This window comes from Nonomuraea fastidiosa, assembly GCF_042751225.1.
GTDB lineage: Bacteria > Actinomycetota > Actinomycetes > Streptosporangiales > Streptosporangiaceae > Nonomuraea > Nonomuraea fastidiosa.
In genome coordinates this window covers 5053151-5072477 of sequence record NZ_CP170570.1, presented here as the reverse complement: position 1 = coordinate 5072477, position 19327 = coordinate 5053151, and the positions used below count along the sequence as shown (strand labels likewise).

The 19327-nt window shown below is 71.7% G+C and carries 15 protein-coding genes and 1 pseudogene; 11 read left to right on the top strand and 5 right to left on the bottom strand.

The window, feature by feature from the left end:
- Positions 1-587 precede the first annotated feature (587 nt).
- Positions 588-869, top strand: coding sequence for a hypothetical protein (locus tag ACFMQL_RS23635; RefSeq protein ID WP_378787036.1), 282 nt, complete (start codon positions 588-590; stop codon positions 867-869).
- 31 nt (positions 870-900) lie between these two features.
- On the opposite strand, the gene ACFMQL_RS23630 is transcribed toward ACFMQL_RS23635, so the two are convergent.
- Positions 901-1095, bottom strand: coding sequence for a DUF3046 domain-containing protein (locus ACFMQL_RS23630; RefSeq protein WP_364057236.1), 195 nt, complete (start codon positions 1093-1095; stop codon positions 901-903).
- 44 nt (positions 1096-1139) lie between these two features.
- Here ACFMQL_RS23630 and ACFMQL_RS23625 point away from each other — a divergent pair, with 44 nt between their 5' ends.
- Positions 1140-1334: a hypothetical protein gene (locus tag ACFMQL_RS23625; RefSeq protein ID WP_364057239.1), complete on the top strand. Its 195-nt coding sequence runs from the start codon at positions 1140-1142 to the stop codon at positions 1332-1334.
- A gap of 145 nt (positions 1335-1479) precedes the next feature.
- Here the strand turns inward: ACFMQL_RS23625 and ACFMQL_RS23620 are convergent, their stop codons facing one another.
- The gene (locus ACFMQL_RS23620) at positions 1480-1968 is read right to left on the bottom strand and encodes a VOC family protein (protein WP_364057242.1); all 489 of its coding nucleotides are present in this window, start codon (positions 1966-1968) and stop codon (positions 1480-1482) included.
- A gap of 91 nt (positions 1969-2059) precedes the next feature.
- On the opposite strand from ACFMQL_RS23620, the pseudogene ACFMQL_RS23615 reads away from it, so the two are divergent.
- From ACFMQL_RS23615 to ACFMQL_RS23575, 9 genes and pseudogenes are all read left to right on the top strand, one after another.
- A pseudogene (locus tag ACFMQL_RS23615) lies at positions 2060-6796 on the top strand (DEAD/DEAH box helicase).
- 765 nt (positions 6797-7561) lie between these two features.
- Positions 7562-8257, top strand: coding sequence for a GntR family transcriptional regulator (locus ACFMQL_RS23610; RefSeq protein WP_364057248.1), 696 nt, complete (start codon positions 7562-7564; stop codon positions 8255-8257).
- A gap of 90 nt (positions 8258-8347) precedes the next feature.
- On the top strand, positions 8348-9967 hold the full coding sequence (locus ACFMQL_RS23605; RefSeq protein WP_364057251.1) for an ABC transporter substrate-binding protein: 1620 nt from the start codon (positions 8348-8350) through the stop codon (positions 9965-9967).
- A complete protein-coding gene (locus ACFMQL_RS23600; RefSeq protein WP_364057253.1) occupies positions 9967-10926 on the top strand; it encodes an ABC transporter permease in 960 nt (319 codons plus the stop codon). The genes ACFMQL_RS23605 and ACFMQL_RS23600 overlap by 1 nt, the downstream gene beginning before the upstream one ends.
- Positions 10919-11764 (top strand): ABC transporter permease, encoded by an 846-nt coding sequence (locus ACFMQL_RS23595; protein ID WP_364057255.1) that lies wholly within the window; start codon positions 10919-10921, stop codon positions 11762-11764. Before ACFMQL_RS23600 ends, ACFMQL_RS23595 begins: the two co-directional genes overlap by 8 nt.
- A complete protein-coding gene (locus tag ACFMQL_RS23590) occupies positions 11761-12726 on the top strand; it encodes an ABC transporter ATP-binding protein (RefSeq protein WP_364057257.1) in 966 nt (321 codons plus the stop codon). The genes ACFMQL_RS23595 and ACFMQL_RS23590 overlap by 4 nt, the downstream gene beginning before the upstream one ends.
- Positions 12723-13691 (top strand): oligopeptide/dipeptide ABC transporter ATP-binding protein, encoded by a 969-nt coding sequence (locus ACFMQL_RS23585; RefSeq protein ID WP_364057260.1) that lies wholly within the window; start codon positions 12723-12725, stop codon positions 13689-13691. The genes ACFMQL_RS23590 and ACFMQL_RS23585 overlap by 4 nt, the downstream gene beginning before the upstream one ends.
- Positions 13692-13744: 53 nt before the next feature.
- On the top strand, positions 13745-15499 hold the full coding sequence (locus ACFMQL_RS23580) for a gamma-glutamyltransferase family protein (RefSeq protein ID WP_364057567.1): 1755 nt from the start codon (positions 13745-13747) through the stop codon (positions 15497-15499).
- Entirely contained in the window at positions 15496-16242 is a 747-nt protein-coding gene (locus ACFMQL_RS23575) for a sulfite exporter TauE/SafE family protein (RefSeq protein ID WP_364057263.1), read from the top strand. Before ACFMQL_RS23580 ends, ACFMQL_RS23575 begins: the two co-directional genes overlap by 4 nt.
- Before the next feature lie 4 nt (positions 16243-16246).
- On the opposite strand, the gene ACFMQL_RS23570 is transcribed toward ACFMQL_RS23575, so the two are convergent.
- From ACFMQL_RS23570 to ACFMQL_RS23560, 3 genes are all read right to left on the bottom strand, one after another.
- On the bottom strand, positions 16247-17332 hold the full coding sequence (locus ACFMQL_RS23570) for a glutamate--cysteine ligase (protein WP_364057266.1): 1086 nt from the start codon (positions 17330-17332) through the stop codon (positions 16247-16249).
- A gap of 73 nt (positions 17333-17405) precedes the next feature.
- Positions 17406-18056, bottom strand: coding sequence for a M15 family metallopeptidase (locus ACFMQL_RS23565; protein ID WP_378787033.1), 651 nt, complete (start codon positions 18054-18056; stop codon positions 17406-17408).
- A gap of 12 nt (positions 18057-18068) precedes the next feature.
- Positions 18069-19217: an ROK family transcriptional regulator gene (locus ACFMQL_RS23560; protein ID WP_364057272.1), complete on the bottom strand. Its 1149-nt coding sequence runs from the start codon at positions 19215-19217 to the stop codon at positions 18069-18071.
- Between the last annotated feature and the right edge of the window lie 110 nt (positions 19218-19327).

Genomic DNA, 19327 nt, shown 5'->3' with positions numbered 1-19327 from the left:
CTGGTCTTCCTCCCGGTCCCTGCTCCGGGTTCTCTCCAGACTCTGCTCTGGTTTCTCTCCCTGCTTCTCCCCTGGCTTCCCGCCCGGCCTCTCCCCGTCCTCCCTCGTCCCCTTCGTCCCTCGCCCGACATGCGGAGGCGCGACCTATCCGTTCTGTGCACGTACTGGCTTTTCGTGGGGGTCAGGCGGCTCTCCGTGGGGTCGGGCGCGCCTCCGATGACGCGGATGGCGCCCTTGGGACATCCGGCCTCTGCGGGATCGAGGGCCCTTGCGATAGGGCGGGCGTCCAGACAGGACAGGCCCAGCCGCGGTGGCGGGCCCAGCCGCTGAGGCGGGCGCGACCGAAGGGGACGTACCGGAAGAAATGGACGCCTCGAAGGGGTGAACGTAGCGGGAGCAATGAGCGTCCTGAACGAGCGGGCGTAGCGGAAAACGGGTGGCGGTCTCAGCGTGCGGTGACGTTGCGATCACGGGCCGCCCACGCCGCGGCCCCCGCGTACGGATCACCCGCCGATGATGCCGTCCCGCATGTTGATCGGCGGCTGAGCTGGGGAGACTCACTGCAACGGCGACGGTTGGAGGCGCACGTGGCGAGCGGCTACACCGGGGAACGGCGCGCTCATCTTCAGGCCCTCGCCGACCTGTTGCCCGCCCACGGTCTGGTCAGCCGGATGGTCGGAGGCGACGATCCGGTGCTCTGGGTGTGGCATCCGCATACGGGCCGCAGGACGCTCGTCTTCGCCACCCCGTCGAACCGGGGCTGGCAGTTCCTCTGGTCGCCGGCCGGTCAGGGGGCGGCCGATGATCTGTACGGCACGTGCGTCGCGCTGCGCCGTACGCTCGACGCGCCGCAGCCCGGCACGGAGTGAGACGCACCCCGGCCCGGCACGGAGTGACCGGTCAGCGGAGCTTCGGCGAGACGTCCTCCACCTGGCAGACCGCGCGCCACACCGTCTTGGCGCTCTCGCCCTCGGCCAGCGCCTGCATGACGGTGCGACCGCCCAGCGGGGCCAGGACGTAGTCGCGGGCCCACGACTCGGCGTACGTCTCGCCGAAGTGGGCGTTCATCCGTCTCCAGAACTCGGTCAGGCGCATGCACTCAAGTATGGAAGCGCCTCTGGGGTGGGTACGACATCCTCATGCCAAAGACCCCCAAGTCTTCACCCCCGAAGACCGCCAAGACGAAGGCCAACAGGGCGAAACGCCGCCGCCTGTTAGCGATGCTGCGGCAGGTCGTACAGAAGGAGAAGGCCGCGCGCGCCGAGCGGCACGCCGGCATCAGGCAGGCGCCGCGTGCGGGCAAGCCGAGGGCGCGCAGGCCGTCGCGGCGCTAGCCACATCACCTGCGCGGCACTGGCCGCGTCACCCGCGTTAGCGGCATCACCCGTGCGACGCTGGCCGCGTCACCCGCGCGAGACTGGCCGCGTCACCCGCGCTAGCCGCATCACCCGTACGAGGCTGGCGTGTCACCCGCGCGAGTCACATCACCCGCGCGCCGTACATCTCACCGAGAGGGTCGGCGAGCAGCTCCAGCCGGGCGCCGTCGGGGTCCCTGAAGTAAATGGAGGCGCCGCTTTCGATCTGGTGCGGCACGCCGGCCATCTCGAGCTTCCCGCGCAGCCGTTCCCATGTGGCGGGATCGACGGAGATCGCGATGTGGTGCAGCCCGCCGAGCACTTCCCGGTACGGCCCCAGGTCGAGCCCCGGAAAGTCGAAGAAGGCCAGCAGGTTGCCGTTGCCGATGTCGAAGAAGAAGTGGTTGGAGCCCTTGTAGTCGCGGTTCTCGAAGATCTCGGTGAGCGGGAACTCCAGAAGCTCCTGGTAGAACTTGATGGTCCGTTCGACGTCGGACGAGAGCAGCGCCACGTGGTGCAGGCCGCGTGCGCTGCTCGATGGCCGGTGCGCTAACAGGTAACGCTCGCGTATTTCCGCACGGCGGGCTTCGATGGCCGCGTAGTCGATGGTCACGGTCGCTGTATGTCCGCCAGGGCCCGCACCCAACCGTCACGCCGCGAAGCGACATGCGTTTTCTGTCGGTGGCGCGAGGCAGTATGGGCAGGTGAGCTCGCTAGCCCAGTTCAGCCAGGTGACCAGGGAATGGTTCACCGGAGCCTTCCAAGCCCCCACGGCCGCGCAGGAGGGGGCGTGGGAGTCGATCTCGCGTGGCGACAACACGCTCGTCGTGGCGCCCACGGGGTCGGGGAAGACGCTGGCGGCGTTCCTGTGGTCGCTCGACCGGCTCGCCGCACGCGACCTCGAAGCGACGCGAGATCTCGACGCGACGCGCTCCCCGAAGAAGCAACCGAAGGAGAAGCGGCCTGCCGGTACGCGGGTCGTCTACGTCTCGCCGCTCAAGGCGCTGGCCGTCGACGTCGAGCGCAACCTGCGCGCCCCGCTGGCCGGGCTGAAGCAGACGGCGCGGCGGCTCGGCCTTCCGGTGCCGGAGATCTCGGTGGCGATCCGCTCGGGCGACACCCCGGCGGAAGACCGCAGGCGGTTCGCATCACGGCCGTCCGACATCCTCATCACCACGCCGGAGTCGCTGTTCCTGCTGCTCACGAGCCAGGCGCGGGAGGCGTTGCGCGGCGTGGAGACCGTGATCGTCGACGAGGTGCACGCGGTCGCGGGCACCAAGCGCGGCGCGCATCTGGCGCTGACGCTGGAGCGGCTCGACGCGCTGCTCGACAAGCCGGCGCAGCGGGTGGGGCTGTCGGCGACGGTACGCCCGGTGAGCGAGGTGGCGACGTTCCTGGGCGGCACGCGCCCGGCCACGGTGGTGCAGCCGCCCGCGGACAAGCGCATCGAGGTCGAGGTCGTCGTCCCTGTCGAGGACATGACGGAGATGGAGACGCGCCCGAGGAGCCAGGTGGAGGGCGAGGAGTTCGCGCCCGAGCCGGGCAACCGGTCGATCTGGCCCCACGTCGAGGACCGGTTGTTCGACCTGATCGAGTCCCACAGCTCCACCATCGTGTTCGCCAACTCGCGGCGGCTGGCCGAGCGGCTGTGCACGCGGCTCAACGAGCTGGCGTACGAACGCGAAAACGGCCCGGATACCGTCGATTTGTCGATCTGGGAGACCCGGGCCGGCCCAGAGGAGACTCGGCAGGCTCAGAGGAGACCCCGGCAGGGCCGGACACAACCCCGGCGGGCCCGGACACAACCCCGGCGGGTTCTAGGAAGACCTCAGCGGGTCAGGTGAAGACCCCGGAGCCTTCGCAGCCGCCCAAGCGCATGCCCGCCGACCTGATGGCGCAGGCCGGGGCGAGCAAGGGCGCGGCGTCGGAGATCGTACGCGCGCACCACGGCTCGGTCTCCAAGGAGGAGCGGGCGCAGATCGAGGAGGCGCTGAAGTCGGGCCGGCTGCCCGCCGTGGTCGCCACGTCCAGCCTGGAGCTGGGCATCGACATGGGCTCGGTGGACCTGGTGGCGTGCGTGGAGGCGCCGCCGAGCGTGGCCAGCGGCCTGCAGCGCATCGGACGGGCCGGACACCAGGTGGGCGCGGTGTCCAAGGGCGTCATCTTCCCCAAATACCGCGGCGATCTGGTGCAGACGGCGGTGGTCGCCGAGCGTATGAAGAACGGCCTCATCGAGGAGCTGCGCTATCCGCGTAATCCGCTCGACGTGCTGGCGCAGCAGATCGTGGCGATGACCGCGCTCGACGAGTGGACGGTCGACGAGCTGGAGCGCGTGGTCAAGCGGGCCGCCCCCTACGCGACGCTGCCGAGGAGTGCCCTTGAGGCCACGCTCGACATGCTGGCGGGGCGCTATCCGAGCGAGGAGTTCGCCGAGCTGCGCCCGCGCATCGTGTGGGACCGCGTCACCGGCACGCTCCAGGGCCGTCCCGGCGCGCAGCGGCTCGCGGTCACCAACGGCGGCACGATCCCCGACCGTGGCCTGTTCGGCGTGTTCCTGGTGGGCGAGCGCGGCTCCCGGGTGGGCGAGCTGGACGAGGAGATGGTCTACGAGTCGCGGGTCGGTGACGTGTTCGTGCTGGGCGCGACCTCGTGGCGCATCGAGGACATCACCGCCGACCGGGTGCTGGTCTCGCCCGCGCCGGGGCAGCCGGGCAAGCTGCCGTTCTGGCACGGCGACGCACCGGGGCGTCCTGCCGAGCTGGGCCGGGCGATCGGGGAGTTCCTGCGCGAGCAGGCGAAGGACGACTCGACCGAACGCCTGCGCGCGGCCGGCCTTCGACGAATACGCCGCGGGCAACCTGCTCGCCTACCTCCGTGAGCAGCGCGAGGCCACCGGCTACGTCCCCGACGACCGCACCTTGGTGGTCGAGCGCTTCCACGACGAGCTGGGCGACTGGCGGGTGGTGATCCACTCCCCCTACGGCGCGCGGGTGCACGCCCCGTGGGCGCTGGCGATCAACCGGCGGCTGCGCGAGCGCTACGGCATCGACGTGCAGGCCGTCCACTCCGACGATGGCATCGTGCTGCGCATCCCTGACACGCTGGCCGAGCCGCCCACCGACGTGGCGGCGTTCGACGCCGAGGAGATCGAGCAGATCGTCACCGAGGAGCTGGGCGGCTCGGCGCTGTTCGCCTCCCGGTTCAGGGAGTGCGCGGGCCGGGCGCTGCTGCTGCCGCGCCGCACGCCGGGCCGGCGCAGCCCGCTGTGGCAGCAGCGGCAGCGGGCCGCGCATCTGCTGGGCGTGGCATCGCAGTACGCCTCGTTCCCGATCGTGCTGGAGACCATGCGCGAATGCCTCCAGGACGTCTTTGACGTGCCGGGGCTGGTGCAGCTCATGAGCGACATCGCCGCCCGCCGGGTGCGGGTGGTGGAGGTGGAGACCTCGCAGGCCTCGCCGTTCGCCACCTCGCTGCTGTTCCACTACATCGGCGCGTTCATGTACGAGGGCGACGCGCCGCTCGCCGAACGCCGCGCTCAGGCACTGGCGCTCGACACCACGCTGCTCGCGGAGCTGCTCGGCCAGGCCGACCTGCGCGAGCTGCTCGACCCCGACGTCATCTCCGACACCGAACGCGAGCTGGCCAGGCTCGACCGGCCGCTGCGCGACATCGAGGACCTCGCCGATCTGCTGCGCTCGCACGGTCCGCTGCTCGCGCCCGACGTGAGCGTGCGCGGCGGCGACCCGGCATGGCTCGATGAGCTCGAACGCGCCAGGCGGGCGATCCGGGTGCGGGTCGCCGGCGAGGAGCAGTGGGCGGCCATCGAGGACACCGCCCGCATGCGCGACGCGCTCGGCGTCCCGCCGCCGGTCGGGGTGCCGCACGCGTTCCTCGAGCCGGTGGCCGACCCGCTGGCCGACCTGCTGGCCAGGCACGCCCGCACGCGCGGCCCCTTCCACGCCTCCACGGCCGCGGCCAGGTTCGGTCTCGGCGTCGCCGTGGTGACCGACGCGCTGCGGCGGCTCGCGGCGTCGGGGCGGGTCGTGAGCGGGGAGTTCCGGCCCGGCGGGCGGGGCGAGGAGTGGTGCGACGCGGGCGTGCTGCGGCTGCTGCGCCGCAGGTCGCTGGCCCGGCTGCGCAAGGAGGTCGAGCCGGTCGCGCCGGAGACGCTCGCCCGGTTCCTGCCCGCCTGGCACGGCATCACCGCCGCCGCCGAGACCGCGCCCGGCGCCATCGGCTCCGCCCGTGCCATGGACGCGCTCGTACGCTCCATCGAACAACTCCAGGGCGCCGCCGTCCCCGCATCCGCGCTGGAGACGCTGGTGCTGCCGTCGCGGGTGCCCGGCTATCACCCGGCTCTGCTCGACGAGCTGACCTCGTCGGGCGACGTCATGTGGGTCGGCCAGGGGTCGCTGCCCGGCGGCGACGGCTGGGTGTCGCTCTACTTCGCCGACACCGCGCCGCTGCTGATGCCCGAGCCCGCCGAGATCACGATGACCCCGCTCCACGAGCGGATCCTGGAGCTGCTGGGCGGTGGCGGGGCGCTGTTCTTCCGCGACATCTCCGACCGGCTCGGCTCGCTCGACGACGGCACGCTCGCATCGGCGCTGTGGGACCTCGTGTGGGCCGGGCGCGTCTCGGGCGACACGCTCGCGCCGCTGCGGGCCACGCTCGGCACCGGGCGGCCCGCGCACCGGCCCGCCACCACGCGGCGGCGCAGGGCCGTGCTGCCGAGCAGGAGCGGGCCGCCGACCGTGGCGGGGCGGTGGTGGCTGCTGCCGCCGCCGGCCGCCGACGCCACCCAGCGGGCGCACGCGCAGGCCGAGGTGCTGCTGGAGCGGCACGGCGTGGTGACGCGCGGGGCGGTGACGTCCGAGCGGCTGCCCGGCGGGTTCACGCCCGTTTATCAGGTGTTGCGGGCGTACGAGGAGAGCGGGCGGTGCCGGCGCGGCTACTTCGTCGAAGGGCTCGGGGGCGCCCAGTTCGCGCTGCCCGGGGCGGTGGACCGGATGCGCGCCATGTCACCGAGTGCGGGCTCGCCTGAGGGGCGGGCGGCCGACGGTGACGGGCGGGGGCGGCGGGCCGTGGTGCTGGCCGCCGCCGACCCGGCCAGCCCGTACGGCGCCGCGCTCCCCTGGCCACCGCATCCCGGGGAGGTCTCGCACAAGCCGGGCAGGAAGGCCGGGTCGCTGGTCGTGCTCGTGGACGGTCACTTGGTGCTGTACGTCGAGCGCGGCGGCAAGACGCTGCTGTCGTTCACCGACGGCGAGCGGCTGCGGCCTGCTGTGGACGCGCTGGCTCTGGCCGTACGCGACGGGGCGCTGGGCAAGCTGACCGTCGAACGCGCCGACGGGACGAGCATCGTCGACTCCCCGCTGGCGGCCGCCCTGGAAGAGGCCGGCTTCCACCCCACCCCGCGCGGCCTCCGTCTCCGCGCCTGACCTCTGCCGGCGAAGCCGCGCACCACTCCCGCCCGAAGGGTGTGGAGGCCGCTGGTCGTCCGGGGACGCCTGAGACGAGGAGCTGTCGCAGCCGCAGCACGCGACCAGGCGCGGGGCCACAGCGCGTAGCAGCGCCCAGCAGCGGCGGCTGCCCGAGGCGGAAGGCGTAGCGGCGCTGTACGCAAGGCGTCGTATACAGCGAGGTAGGAGGGCTACGCCGGACCGGTGGCGGTCGCAGCGCACGGCGAGGACTGCCGGCCGTGCCTGGTCGCCGTCGCTGTCACCACCGCTGTCGCCCACGACCGCGTGCCATCGCCGCACGCACCGAGCCACGCAGCCGCCAGACACCAGACGGCGGACGGCGGACTTTCCTCAGGCGGAACCTGAGTGTGGTTTGGTGGGGCGAAAGTGGTAGATGATGGGCTTTGCGTGACTTCGGGCTTGAAGCGCCGAGCGGCAGGCGCGCAGAGCGCTGAGCGGCGAGCGGCGAGCTCGCCGATCGCAGGCGCGCCATCCGGCACCGACCGGCAGGCGCGTCGTCCGGCACCGACCTGCGGGCGCATCGTCCGGCACCCGACCGGCAGGCGCGCCATCCGGCACGGCAGGCGCGTCGTCCGGCACCCGACCGGCGGGCGCGCCGTCCGGCACTCAGCCGGCCGGGGCTGCCACAGCCGCGGCGCGGCGGCGCCGCACGGCGCCCTGGCGGCAGCGCGCCATCAAGACCGGGTCAAGCGAATCTGTCCGTTGTATACGATAAGTTCCCCTATGACTGATCTGACGCTGGGCGCGGCCCACCGGACCTTGCGCGACAAGGTCACCGGAGAGCTTCGCCGCCGCATTCTCTCCGGCGAGCTGGCTCAGGGTGAGCGACTGGTCGAGGACCGGCTGGCCGCCGCGCTCGGCGTCTCGCGCAACCCCGTACGCGAGTCCATCAGAGTCCTGGCCGCCGAGGGGTTCATCGAGGTCGTCCCCCGGCTCGGCGCCACGGTCGCGCGCCTGTCGGCCGAGGAGGGCGAGGAGCTCTTCGACGTACGCATGGCGATCGAGGGCCTGGCCGCGCGGCTGGCCGCGCGCAAGCGCACCCCCGAGGCGGTCGCCCGGCTGCGCCAGGTGCTCGACCAGGCCAAAGAGGCGGTGGAGAGCGGCCGCCTGGAGCAGGTGGCCGACCTGAACACCGCCTTCCACCTGGCGGTCGGCGAGGCGGCGGGCAACTCGTACCTGGCGCTGATGATGACGCCGATGCTGCAGCGTGCGCAGTGGGTCTTCAGCCAGACGGCCGCCGTGCGCGGCCCGCACTCATGGCAGGAGCACCTGAGCCTGTGCGAGGCCATCGAGGCGGGCGACGAGGACGAGGCGCAGGCGCGCGCGGTCGCCCACGTGGCGGCGGCGCGGCGGTCGTTCCTGGCGGCGGCGGGCCGCAAGCCGGGCCACGATCGCCAGCCAAAGCCCCCAAACGATTAGGAAACGCTCAGATAACGACATAGGGTCCCGAAACACCATTGAAACGTCAGACCTTGTATACAGTCTCCTAAACGTTCAACCGGAGGCCCCATGCGACCGTCACCCAAGGTCGTCGCGGCGCTCGTCACACTCCCCCTTGCCCTGACGGCCTGTGGTGGAAGCGGGACGAGCAGCACCCCCGCGGCACCTAGTTCCATAGCCAGCGCCTCGGCCGACGACCGGCCGGTCAAGGACGGCGGCACACTCAACATCGCGCTGAACGCCGACCCCGACGCGCTGGACCCGAGCATCTCGACCACGCTGGTGGGCCGCGAGGTCTTCACCAGCATGTGCGAGAAGCTCTACGACATCGACGCCTCGTCCGCGATCGTCCCGCAGCTCGCCGCGGCACCGCCCGAGCTGTCGGACGACGGCAAGGAAGTGACGATCAAGCTGCGTGAAGGCGTGAAATTCAACGACGGCACGCCGTTCGACGCCGACGCCGTCAAGAAGTCGCTTGACCGCCACCGCACGTGGGAGAAGTCCGCGCGGCAGGCCGACCTGGCCGCGGTGTCGAAGGTGACGGTGGTCGATCCGGCCACGATCAAGCTCACGCTGACGCAGGCGTTCACGCCGCTGACCGCGCAGCTCGCCGACCGCGCCGGCATGATCATGTCGCCGAAGGCGCTCGACTCCGAGGGCGACAACTTCGGCGCGAACCCGGTGTGCGTGGGCCCGTTCAAGTTCGTCAGCAGGACCTCGGGCAGCCAGATCGTGCTGGAGAAGTCGGCCGACTACTACGACGCCGACAAGGTCAAGCTGGACAAGCTCGTATACAAAATCATCGTCGACCCCAACGTGCGCGCCGCGAACCTCAAGTCCGGCGACGTGCAGGTGGCCGACCAGCTCGCCACCAACACGGTCAAGGGCGTGCAGGACGACCCCAACCTGACCGTCGTCTCCGGCGGCGGCCTGGGCTACTACGGCTTCCAGATCAACATCGGCAACGTCAAGGGCTCGACCGCGAAGCCGGGCCCGGTGGACACGCCGCTGGGCAAGCACCCGCAGCTGCGCGAGGCGTTCGAGCTGGCCCTCGACCGGGACGCGATCAACAAGACCGTCTACAACGGGCTGCACGAGGTGGACTGCTACCCGGTGCCGATCGACAGCCCGTACCGGCCGAAGGACCTGCCCGCCTGCCCCAAGCGTGACATCGCCAAGGCCAAGCAGCTCGTGCAGGCGTCCGGCGTGCCGACGCCGATCCCGGTCACCATGGCCACCCCGAACGACGCCGTGAACCAGCGCCTCGCGCAGGTCATCCAGTCGATGACCAAGGAGGCCGGCTTCGACGTCAAGGTGCAGACGGCCGAGTTCGTCAGCGTGCTGGAGCAGGGCAAGGCCGGCAAGTTCGACGTGCTGCTGAGCGGCTGGTCGGGCCGGGTGGACCCGGACGGCAACCTGACGAACCTGATCACCACGCAGGGCAGCAACAACTACGCCGGCATGTCCGACCCGGGCATCGACGAGCCGATCAAGCAGGCGGCCGCCGAGACCGACCCGGCCAAGCGGGCCGAGCTCTACGGCGCCGCCATGAAGAAGGCCGCCGAGCTGCGGGGCGTGGTGTACCTGTACCACAACCTGTACTACCTGGGCATGCACAAGAGCGTCGCGGGCGTGGAGTACTTCAAGGACGGCCTGCCGCGCTTCCGCACCGCCGGGTTCGCCGCCTGATGCTGTGGTTCATCCTCCGTCGATGCGGTTCTGCCGTGATCGTGCTGTTCGTGTCGAGCGTGCTGATCTTCCTGGGGGTACGGGCGCTGCCCGGTGACCCGGCCACCGTCATGGCGGGCCAGGAGGCGTCGCCCGAGGCGATCGAGGCGATCCGGCACGAGTTCGGCCTGGACAAGCCGCTGCCCGCGCAGTACCTCGACTACCTGGGCCAGACGCTGAGCGGCAACTTCGGGCGTTCGACGCAGGACCAGCTGCCGGTGGCCGACATCCTTCTGGAGCGGCTGCCGGTCACGCTGGAGCTGTCAGTGCTGGCCATGCTGGTCGCGATCGTGATCGGCGTGGGTGCGGGCATCGTGGCGGCCGTACGGCGCGGCAAGCTCGCCGACTACCTGGCCACGGCCTTCGGCCTGGCCGGGTTGTCGGTGCCGCACTTCTGGCTCGGTCTGCTCGGCATCCTGCTGTTCGCGGTGACCTGGCGGGTGCTGCCCGCCTCCGGGTACGTGCCCTTCACCGAGGACCCCGTGCAGAACCTGCAGCGCATGATCCTGCCCGCCCTCGTGCTCGGCACGGGCTTCGCGGCGATCCTGATGCGGCAGACCCGCTCGGCCATGCTGGGCGCGCTGTCGGCCGACTACGTCAGGACCGCGCGGTCCAAGGGCCTGCCGGAGGCCAAGGTCGTCGGCGCGCACGCGCTGCGCAACAGCCTGACGACCGTGGTGACCGTGCTCGGCCTGCAGCTCGGCGCGCTCATCAGCGGCGCCGTGGTGACCGAGCAGATCTTCGTCATCCCGGGTTTCGGCAAGCTGACCGTGGACGCGGTGCTGACCAGGAACTACCCCGTCATCCAGGCGGTCGTGCTGGTCACGGTCGTCGGCTACGTGCTGGTCAACCTCCTGGTGGACATCGCCTACGCCTTCCTCAACCCGCGGATCCGGCTGTCGGGAGGCGGACATGACTGAGGTGATGCGCCGCAGGCGGCTGTGGCGGCGCTTCCGCCGCAGGCCGATGCCGATGGCCGGTCTCGTGCTGGTGGTCGCGTTCGTGCTGCTGGCGCTGATCGGGCCGCTGGTGACCGGCGACCCGGCCGCGCAGGACTACATGGCCACGCTGGCCCCGCCGTCGCCTGAGCACCTCATGGGCACCGACGACCTAGGCCGCGACGCGTTCGCCAGGATCGCGCACGGCGCGCAGGTCTCGCTGCAGGCGGGCGTGCTGTCCACGCTGCTCGCGATGGTGGTCGGCATCCCGATCGGGCTGGTGGCCGGCTTCTACCGGCGCTGGCTGGACCCGATCGTGATGCGGCTGGTGGACGTGACGCTGGCCTTCCCGTTCCTGGTGTTCGCGGTGGGCCTGGCCGCCATCATCGGCCCGTCGCTCAAGGGCGTGGTGCTGGCGCTCGGCTTCTCCCAGCTCCCCGCCGTCATCCGGATCACCCGGGGCGAGGTGCTGGCGGTCAGGGAGATGGACTACGTGGCCGCGGCCGTCGCCGACGGCGCCGGAGACGGTCACATCATCTTCCGTTACGTGCTGCCGAACTGCCTCAGCCCGCTCATCGTGCAGGCCACGGTGGCGATCCCGGCCGCGATCATCGGCGAGGCGACGCTGTCGTTCCTCGGCCTGGGCGTGCAGCCGCCCACCCCGTCGTGGGGCGTGATGCTGACGACCGCGCAGCAGTATCTGAGCGACGCGCCCTGGCTGGCCATCTGGCCCGGCCTGATGATCGCCCTGGCCACGCTCGGCTTCAACCTGCTGGGCGACGGGCTGCGTGACGTACTGGACCCGAGGAGCGCCCGATGAGCCTGCTGGAGATCAGCGACCTGAGCGTGCACTTCGCCACCGAGGACGGGCTCGTCCAGGCGGTCAGGGACATCTCGCTCACCCTGGACGAGGGCGAGATCCTGGCGCTGTGCGGCGAGTCCGGCTGCGGCAAGTCGGTCACCGCGATGTCGATCCCCCGGCTGCTGCCGCCGGACACGACCCGGCTGAAGGGCTCGATCAAGCTGGACGGCCGCGAGCTGACCACGCTGCCCGAGCCGGAGATGCGCCGGGTGCGCGGCAAGACGGTCTCGGTCGTCTTCCAGGAGCCGATGACCTCGCTCAACCCGTCGTTCACCGTCGGCTACCAGATCACCGAGGTGCTGCGGCGGCACGAGAAGCTGTCGCGGCAGGCCGCCGCCGCGCGCGCGGTCGAGCTGCTGGAACTGGTCGGCATCCCGGCGCCCCAGCGGCGCATGAAGGAGTACCCGCACCAGCTCTCCGGCGGCATGCGGCAGCGCGTGATGATCGCGATCGCGGTGGCCTGCTCGCCGCGCGTGCTGATCGCCGACGAGCCCACCACGGCGCTCGACGTGACGATCCAGGCGGGCGTGCTCGACGTCTTCCGCGACCTGCGCGACCGGCTCGGCACCGCGATCATCCTCATCACGCACGACCTGGGCGTGGTGGCCGACATCGCCGACAGGGCGATCGTCATGTACGCGGGCCGCGCCGTCGAGCAGGCCCCGGTGACCGAGCTGTTCGCCAATCCGCGGCACCCGTACACGCTGGGCCTGATGAAGGCCCTGCCGTCGGCGGCGGTCAACGGCAGGCTGGCGGAGATCCCCGGCATGGTGCCCTCGCCGCTGTCGGACCCCGACCAGTGCGCCTTCCACGACCGCTGCCCGCGCGTCCAGGAGGACTGCCGGCTGTCCAGGCCGCCGCTGACCCGCCAGGGAGAGGGCCACCTGGCGGCCTGCTATTACCCGGGAGGTGACCGGTGATCCTGCGCATCGACAACCTGGTCAAGCACTACGGCCCCGTACGCGCCGTGGACGGCCTGTCGCTGGAGATCGGCGAGGGCGAGGTGCTCGGCCTGGTCGGCGAGTCGGGCAGCGGCAAGTCCACGGTCGGCAAGTGCGTGCTGCGGCTCACCGAGCCCACCTCGGGGACGATCGAGCTGGCCGGCAAGGACATCACCCACCTGTCGCGGCGCGCCATGCGGCCGCTGCGCAGGGACGTCCACATGGTCTTCCAGGACCCGTTCTCCTCGCTCAACCCGCGCTTCACGATCGAGCAGATCGTCGCCGAGCCGCTGCTGCGGCACAAGGTGGGCGACCGGCGCGAGGTGGCGGCGCGGGTGGCCGCCATGCTGGAGAAGGTCGGCCTGCGGCAGGAGATGCGCAGGCGCTACCCGCACGAGCTGTCCGGCGGTCAGCGGCAGCGGGTGGGCCTGGCCAGGGCGCTCGTGCTGGAGCCGAAGCTGGTCGTGGCCGACGAGCCGGTCTCGGCGCTGGATGTGTCGGTGCAGGCGTCGGTGCTCAACCTCATCACCGACCTGCAGCGGGACATGAAGTTCTCGTGCCTGTTCATCACCCATGACCTGTCGGTGGTGGAGTTCCTGGCCGACCGGATCGCCGTCATGTACCTCGGCAAGATCGTCGAGTCGGGCCCGACGAAGGAGATCTTCGAACAGCCGCGGCATCCGTACACGCAGGCCCTGCTGTCGGCGGCGCCGGTGGCCGACCCGGTCAAGCAGCGGCAGCGGCGCAGGATCGTGCTGGGCGGCGACGTGCCGAGCCCGGTCGATCCGCCGGCCGGCTGCCGCTTCCACACGCGCTGCCCGCTGGCGTACGACGAGTGCCGCACCACCGAACCCCTCTTGAACGACCCACGTGGCAGCGGTCACCCCGCCGCCTGCCACCTGGTAACGGCGGATCGCGTCCCCGACGCCGCCGCCCCCCGATAAGAAGGAGAAAGTACTTGTTCACCACCAGGCCCGAGCTGTCGGGCGACTTCGGCATGGTCGCCAGCACGCACTGGCTGGCCTCCGCCACCGGCATGAGCGTGCTGGAGCGCGGCGGCAACGCCTTCGACGCGGCGGTGGCCGCCGGGTTCGTGCTGCAGGTCGCCGAGCCGCATCTGAACGGCCCCGGCGGCGAGGTGCCGATCCTGCTGTGGAGCGAGGAGGAGCAGAAGGTGTCGGTCGTGTGCGGGCAGGGTGTGGCGCCCGCCGCGGCCACCATCGAGCGCTTCGCCGAGCTGGGCCTGGACGTCGTGCCCGGCACCGGGCTGCTCGCCGCCACGGTGCCCGGCGCGTTCGGCGGCTGGATGCTGATGCTGGAGCGCTGGGGCACGTGGGAGCTGGCGGACGTGCTGGCCCCGGCGATCCACTACGCCGAGAACGGCGTCCCGGTGCTGGAGCGGATCTCGGCCACGATCTCGTCGGTCGAGAGCCTGTTCAGGGAGGACTGGCACACCTCGGCGGCCACCTGGCTGCCCGGCGGGAAGGTTCCCGCGCCGGGCACGAAGCTGGCCAACCCGGTGCTCGCGGCCACGTACCGCAAGCTGATCGCGGAGGCCGAGGCGGCGGCGAGCACCCGCGAAGGCCGCCTGGAGGCGGCCAGGAAGGCCTGGTACGAGGGCTTCGTCGCAGAGGCGATCGCCGAGTTCAGCGCCAAGACGGCCTGGCGCGACAGCTCGGGCGAGGTGCACGGCGGCCTGCTGACCGGCGACGACCTCGCGGGCTGGCGGGCGTCGGTGGAGGAGCCGCTGACCTTCGACTACCACGGCTACACCGTCGCCAAGACGGGCCCGTGGGGCCAGGGCCCGGTGTTCCTGCAGCAGCTCGCCCTGCTGGAGGGCGCCGGACTCGACGGGATGGACTTCCTCGGCGCCGACTACGTGCACACCGTGATCGAGGCCGCCAAGCTCGCCTTCGCCGACCGCGAGGCGTGGTACGGCGACACCGACGTGCCGATGGCCGACCTGCTGAGCCCCGCCTACAACGCCGAGCGGCGGGCGCTGATCGGCGCGCAGGCCAGCACGGAGCTGCGGCCCGGCTCCCCCGGCGGGCGCACGCCGAAGCTGCCGGTCTTCCCCGACCCCGGCACGTTCAGCAGCGCGCCCGGCGTGTCCGGCTCCCGCAGGCCGCAGGGCGTGGGCGAGCCGACGGTCGCGCGTGACGGCACGGTCAAGGGCGACACCTGTCACGTGGACGTGGTGGACCGGTGGGGCAACATGGTCTCGGCCACGCCCAGCGGCGGCTGGCTGCAGAGCTCCCCCACGATCCCGCAGCTCGGCTTCTGCCTCGGCACGCGGGCGCAGATGTTCTGGCTGCAGGAGGGCGTGGCGACCGCGCTGCGGCCCGGCGCGCGGCCCCGTACGACGCTGTCGCCGTCCTTCGCGCTCAGGGACGGCAAGCCGTGGCTGGCGTTCGGCACCCCCGGCGGCGACCAGCAGGACCAGTGGAGCCTCAACTTCTTCCTGGCGGTCGTGCACGGCAAACTGAACCTCCAGGAGGCCATCGACGCCCCCATGTTCCACAGCGAGCACTTCCCCAGCTCGTTCTTCCCGCGCGGCTCCCGCCCCGGCGTGATGCACGTCGAGGACCGGCTGGATGCGGCCGTCATCGCGGAGCTGCGGCGGCGCGGCCACGAGGTCGAGACGCAGGGCCCGTGGTCGCTCGGCCGGCTCAGTGCCGTGGCCCGTGACGGCGACCTGCTCAAGGCCGCCGCCAACCCGCGTGGCGCACAGGGCTACGCCGTCGGCCGATGACGCTTCACGACCTGCTCTTCCTGGCAGGGGCGGGCCTGCTGGCCGGCGTGGTCAACGCGCTGGCCGGCGGCGGCACGCTCGTGTCCTTCCCGGCGCTGCTCGCGCTGGGCTATCCGGGCCTGACCGCGACCGTGACCAACTCGGTCGCGCTCTGGCCCGGGTATCTGGGCGGCGTGCTCGGCTACCGCGCCGAGCTGCGCGGCCAGCGCCGGCGCGCCGCCGTCCTGTCGGTCACGGCGGTGCTGGGGGCGTGCGGCGGCAGCGCGCTGCTGCTGCTCACGCCGGGCCGGCTGTTCGAGTCGCTGGTGCCCTGGCTGGTGGGCTTCGCCAGCCTCGGGCTGCTCGCCCAGCCGTGGCTGCGCAAGCATCTCGGCGGTGAGGAGGGCGGCAGGACCAGCCGCCTGGTCTACGCGGGGGTGTTCGTCGGCGGCCTGTATGGCGCCTACTTCAACGGCGGCATGGGCGTGGTGCTGCTGACCGTGCTCGGCATGTTCCTGCACGACAACCTGCACCGGGTCAACGCGGTGCGCGCCATGCTGTCGCTGGTGATCAGCTCGGTCTCGGTGATCGCGTTCTCGCTGTTCGGCCCCGTACGCTGGCTGGCGGTCGCGGTGATCGCGCCGGCCAGCCTCGCGGGCGGCTTCCTCGGCACCCGCGTGGCCAGACTCATGCCGCCGGCGGTGCTGCGCGGCGTGGTCGTCGTGTTCGGATTGGGCGTGGCCATCGCCCTGGCGGTGCGCTGACGGGTCAGGCGACGGTGGCCTCGATCAGGTCGTCCACCACTTCCTGCAGATCGTTGCCCCGCTCGTACGCCCTGCGCTGCCGCATCGCCCCCGACCCCGTCCGCAGCAGCCGGTCGAGGCCCTCCTGGACGAACTTCAGGTCACCGGCCTCGGCCAGCGCCGCGCGTACGTGCTCGATGAGCCGCCCGGCCATCACCGCGGCCGGCACGAGCGTGCCGTCGCGCACGTCGAGGATCTCGCCCTGCAGCCCGTAGCGTGCCGCCCGCCAGTACGCGGCGCGCAGCACCTCGCCCGGCACCGGCAGCCCTCGGTCGCCCCGTCTGACCGCGCCGAGCGCGGTGACCACGAGCGCCCGGATGAGCCCGATCAGAGTGAGGCTGTCGGTCACGTCGAGCGGTACGTCGGCCACCCTGATCTCCACGGTCGGCAGCCGGGGCGACGGCCGGGAGTCCCAGTAGACCGTCTTGGCGTCGAGCAGCGCCCCCGACCTCGCCAGGGCCTCGAGTGCGCCTTCGTACGCCCCGTAGGAGGGGAAGTACGGGGGCGCTCCCGAGACCGGCCAGCGCCCCCAGCTGATCACTCGCCAGGATGCGTAGCCGGTGTCGCGGCCCACGAAGAACGGCGAGTTGGCGGCCAGTGCGATGAGCGTCGGCAGCCATGGCCGCAGGTGGTTGCCGACGTAGACGGCGTGCTCGGGATCGGGCACGTCGACGTGTACGTGCAGGGCGCAGATGCTGAGCTCGTCCTGCAGTCCCCGGTAAAGGACGCGGCCCTGAAGGTAGCGGTCGTCGTCGGTGAGCGGCGGTGGCATCACGTTGCCCAGGACCGGGATGCCGCTGGCGACGACCGCGAGGCCGCATGAGCGGGCCGCGCCCGCCACTTCCTTGCGCGCGGAGCGCAGCCGCCAGCCGAGCTCGTTCAGGTCGGCGGACGGCGGCGTGCGCGCCTCCACCTGGAATCGGGTGATCTCTTGCACCACGTCGAGCACGTCCGTTGCGGCGGCTAAGACCTCGGCCGCCCGGGGAGCGACGTGGCGGGTGCGGGGATCGACGACGAGGTACTCCTCTTCGATCCCGATAAGCGGAATCATGCCCACACCTCGCTGGGAGTCCACATCTCCGTAGGAGTGTGCCCCCACCTCACCCACCGGAAAACCAGGGTTGTCAGGGCGTGAACTCGACGGGGCCGTAGAGCGCGTGGGCGGCCTTGGTGGTCATCGCCCAGTAACGGTCGCCGTACGACCAGTGCCACCACTCGGTGGGGTAGTTGACCAGGCCGGCGGCCTCGAGGGCGGCGCCGAGCAGCTTGCGGTGGGCGCGGGCGTCGTCGGAGATGTTGGGCGCGGCGGTGTAGCAGGCGCCCTCGCTCTGCTCGGGGTTGTCGTTGACCTGGGTGCCCATGTCGTACTCGGTGCCGTCGGGCGAGCACAGCGTGAGGTCGACGGCGGCGCCCGCGGTGTGCGGGGCGACCTCGACCGGGGAGACGTAGCGGCTGGCGGCGACGTACGACTCCTCGGGCGTCAGGCCGGTGAGCGTGGCGCGGTAGTCGTCGAAGATCTTGCGCTGGGTGGCGACGGGCCGGTAGCCCTCGACGATGAGCAGGTGGTAGCCGGCGGGCAGCAGGCTCTCGGCGTGTTCGAGCCGCTGCAGCACCCCGGCCCGCAGGTGGGCGTAGGCGCCCTGGTCGTCGGCCAGGCGGTCGTCGACGCGGAGCCTGCCGCGTACGTCGACCAGGGGTTCGCCGCTCTCCTTGACCGGAATCGAGGTCACGCGGGAGTCGGAGATGAGCACGACATCGTACGGGGACTGCCACATGTGCAGTGATTCTCACACAGTGTCGGAGAACACCTGCTCCCGGGCCTGCTCCAACGCCGCCACGAGAGCCCCGCGCAGCACCGGGTTCCCGGCCACCCGCGTGGTGACGACGGCCGGCGGGGTGGGGCACAGCCGCGCCACCGCCTCCTGCACCTTCCCGGCCAGCCTTTCGCCGCCCGCCCTGCCGACGTCGCCGCTGAGCACGATGAGCCCGGGGTCGAGCACCACGCTGACGGCCGCCGCGCCGACGGCGATCCTGGACGCGACCGCGTCGAGGAAGGGGTCGTTTCCGTTGCGCAGCAGGTCGGGCACGGTTTTGCCGGTCACGCCGTGCTCCTCGGCCAGGCCGCGCAGCGCGGCGTGGCCCACCAGCCGCTGGTAGGAGCCGGACTGCGGCTCGGACACGTCGGTCGGCAGCGGCTCTCCGGGGACCGGCAGCCAGCCGATCTCGCCGGCCCCGCCGGTGCTGCCCCGGTGCAGGCGGCCGCCGAGCATGACGCCCATGCCCTGGCCGACGCCGGCCCAGATGACCACGAAGTCGTCGTGGCCGACGGCGGCGCCGTAACGGTGCTCGGCGAGCGCGACGAGGTTGACGTCGTTTTCGATGGTGACGGACGCGCCGAGCGTCTCGCGCAGGCTGGCCAGCACGCCGACGTGCCAGGAGGGCAGGTCGTACGACCAGCGCACGTCCCCGGTGGCCGGATCGACCACGCCCCTGCTGCCGATGACGAAGGAACGCAGCCGCGACAGGTCGATCTCGGCCGCGTCGCAGGCCCGGCGCACGGCGGCGTGCACGGCCTTGACCGGGTCGCCCCCGTCGGCGGGGTCGAGGGTGATCTCGATCACCGTGCGTCCTGTGATGTCCGCCACACCGACCCTGAGGCTGTCGGGCAGCACTTCGAGACCGGCGACGTACGCGCTGGACGGGACGACGGCGTACAGCGCGGCGTGCGGTCCCCTGCCGCCCGCCCGCTCACCCGCCACCTCGACCAGCCCCCGCTCTTCCAGTCGGGCCAGGAGCTGACCTGCGGTTACCTTGGACAGGCCGGTCCGCTCGCCGAGCTCGGCACGGGTGAGCGGGCCTTCTCCGAGGAGCAGTTCGAGTGCCGCGCGGTCGTTCAGCCGGCGCAGCAACCGGGGTGTTCCCGGGTCTCGGCCCATCGGCGCCCTCTCTCCGTCACGATCGGCTAACAAGCGTTTCTTTTAAGAAAGTTTCTTGTTAGTTTAGCACCATCGTTCGGCATATGACGATCAGCCTGGTGCGGACCGTT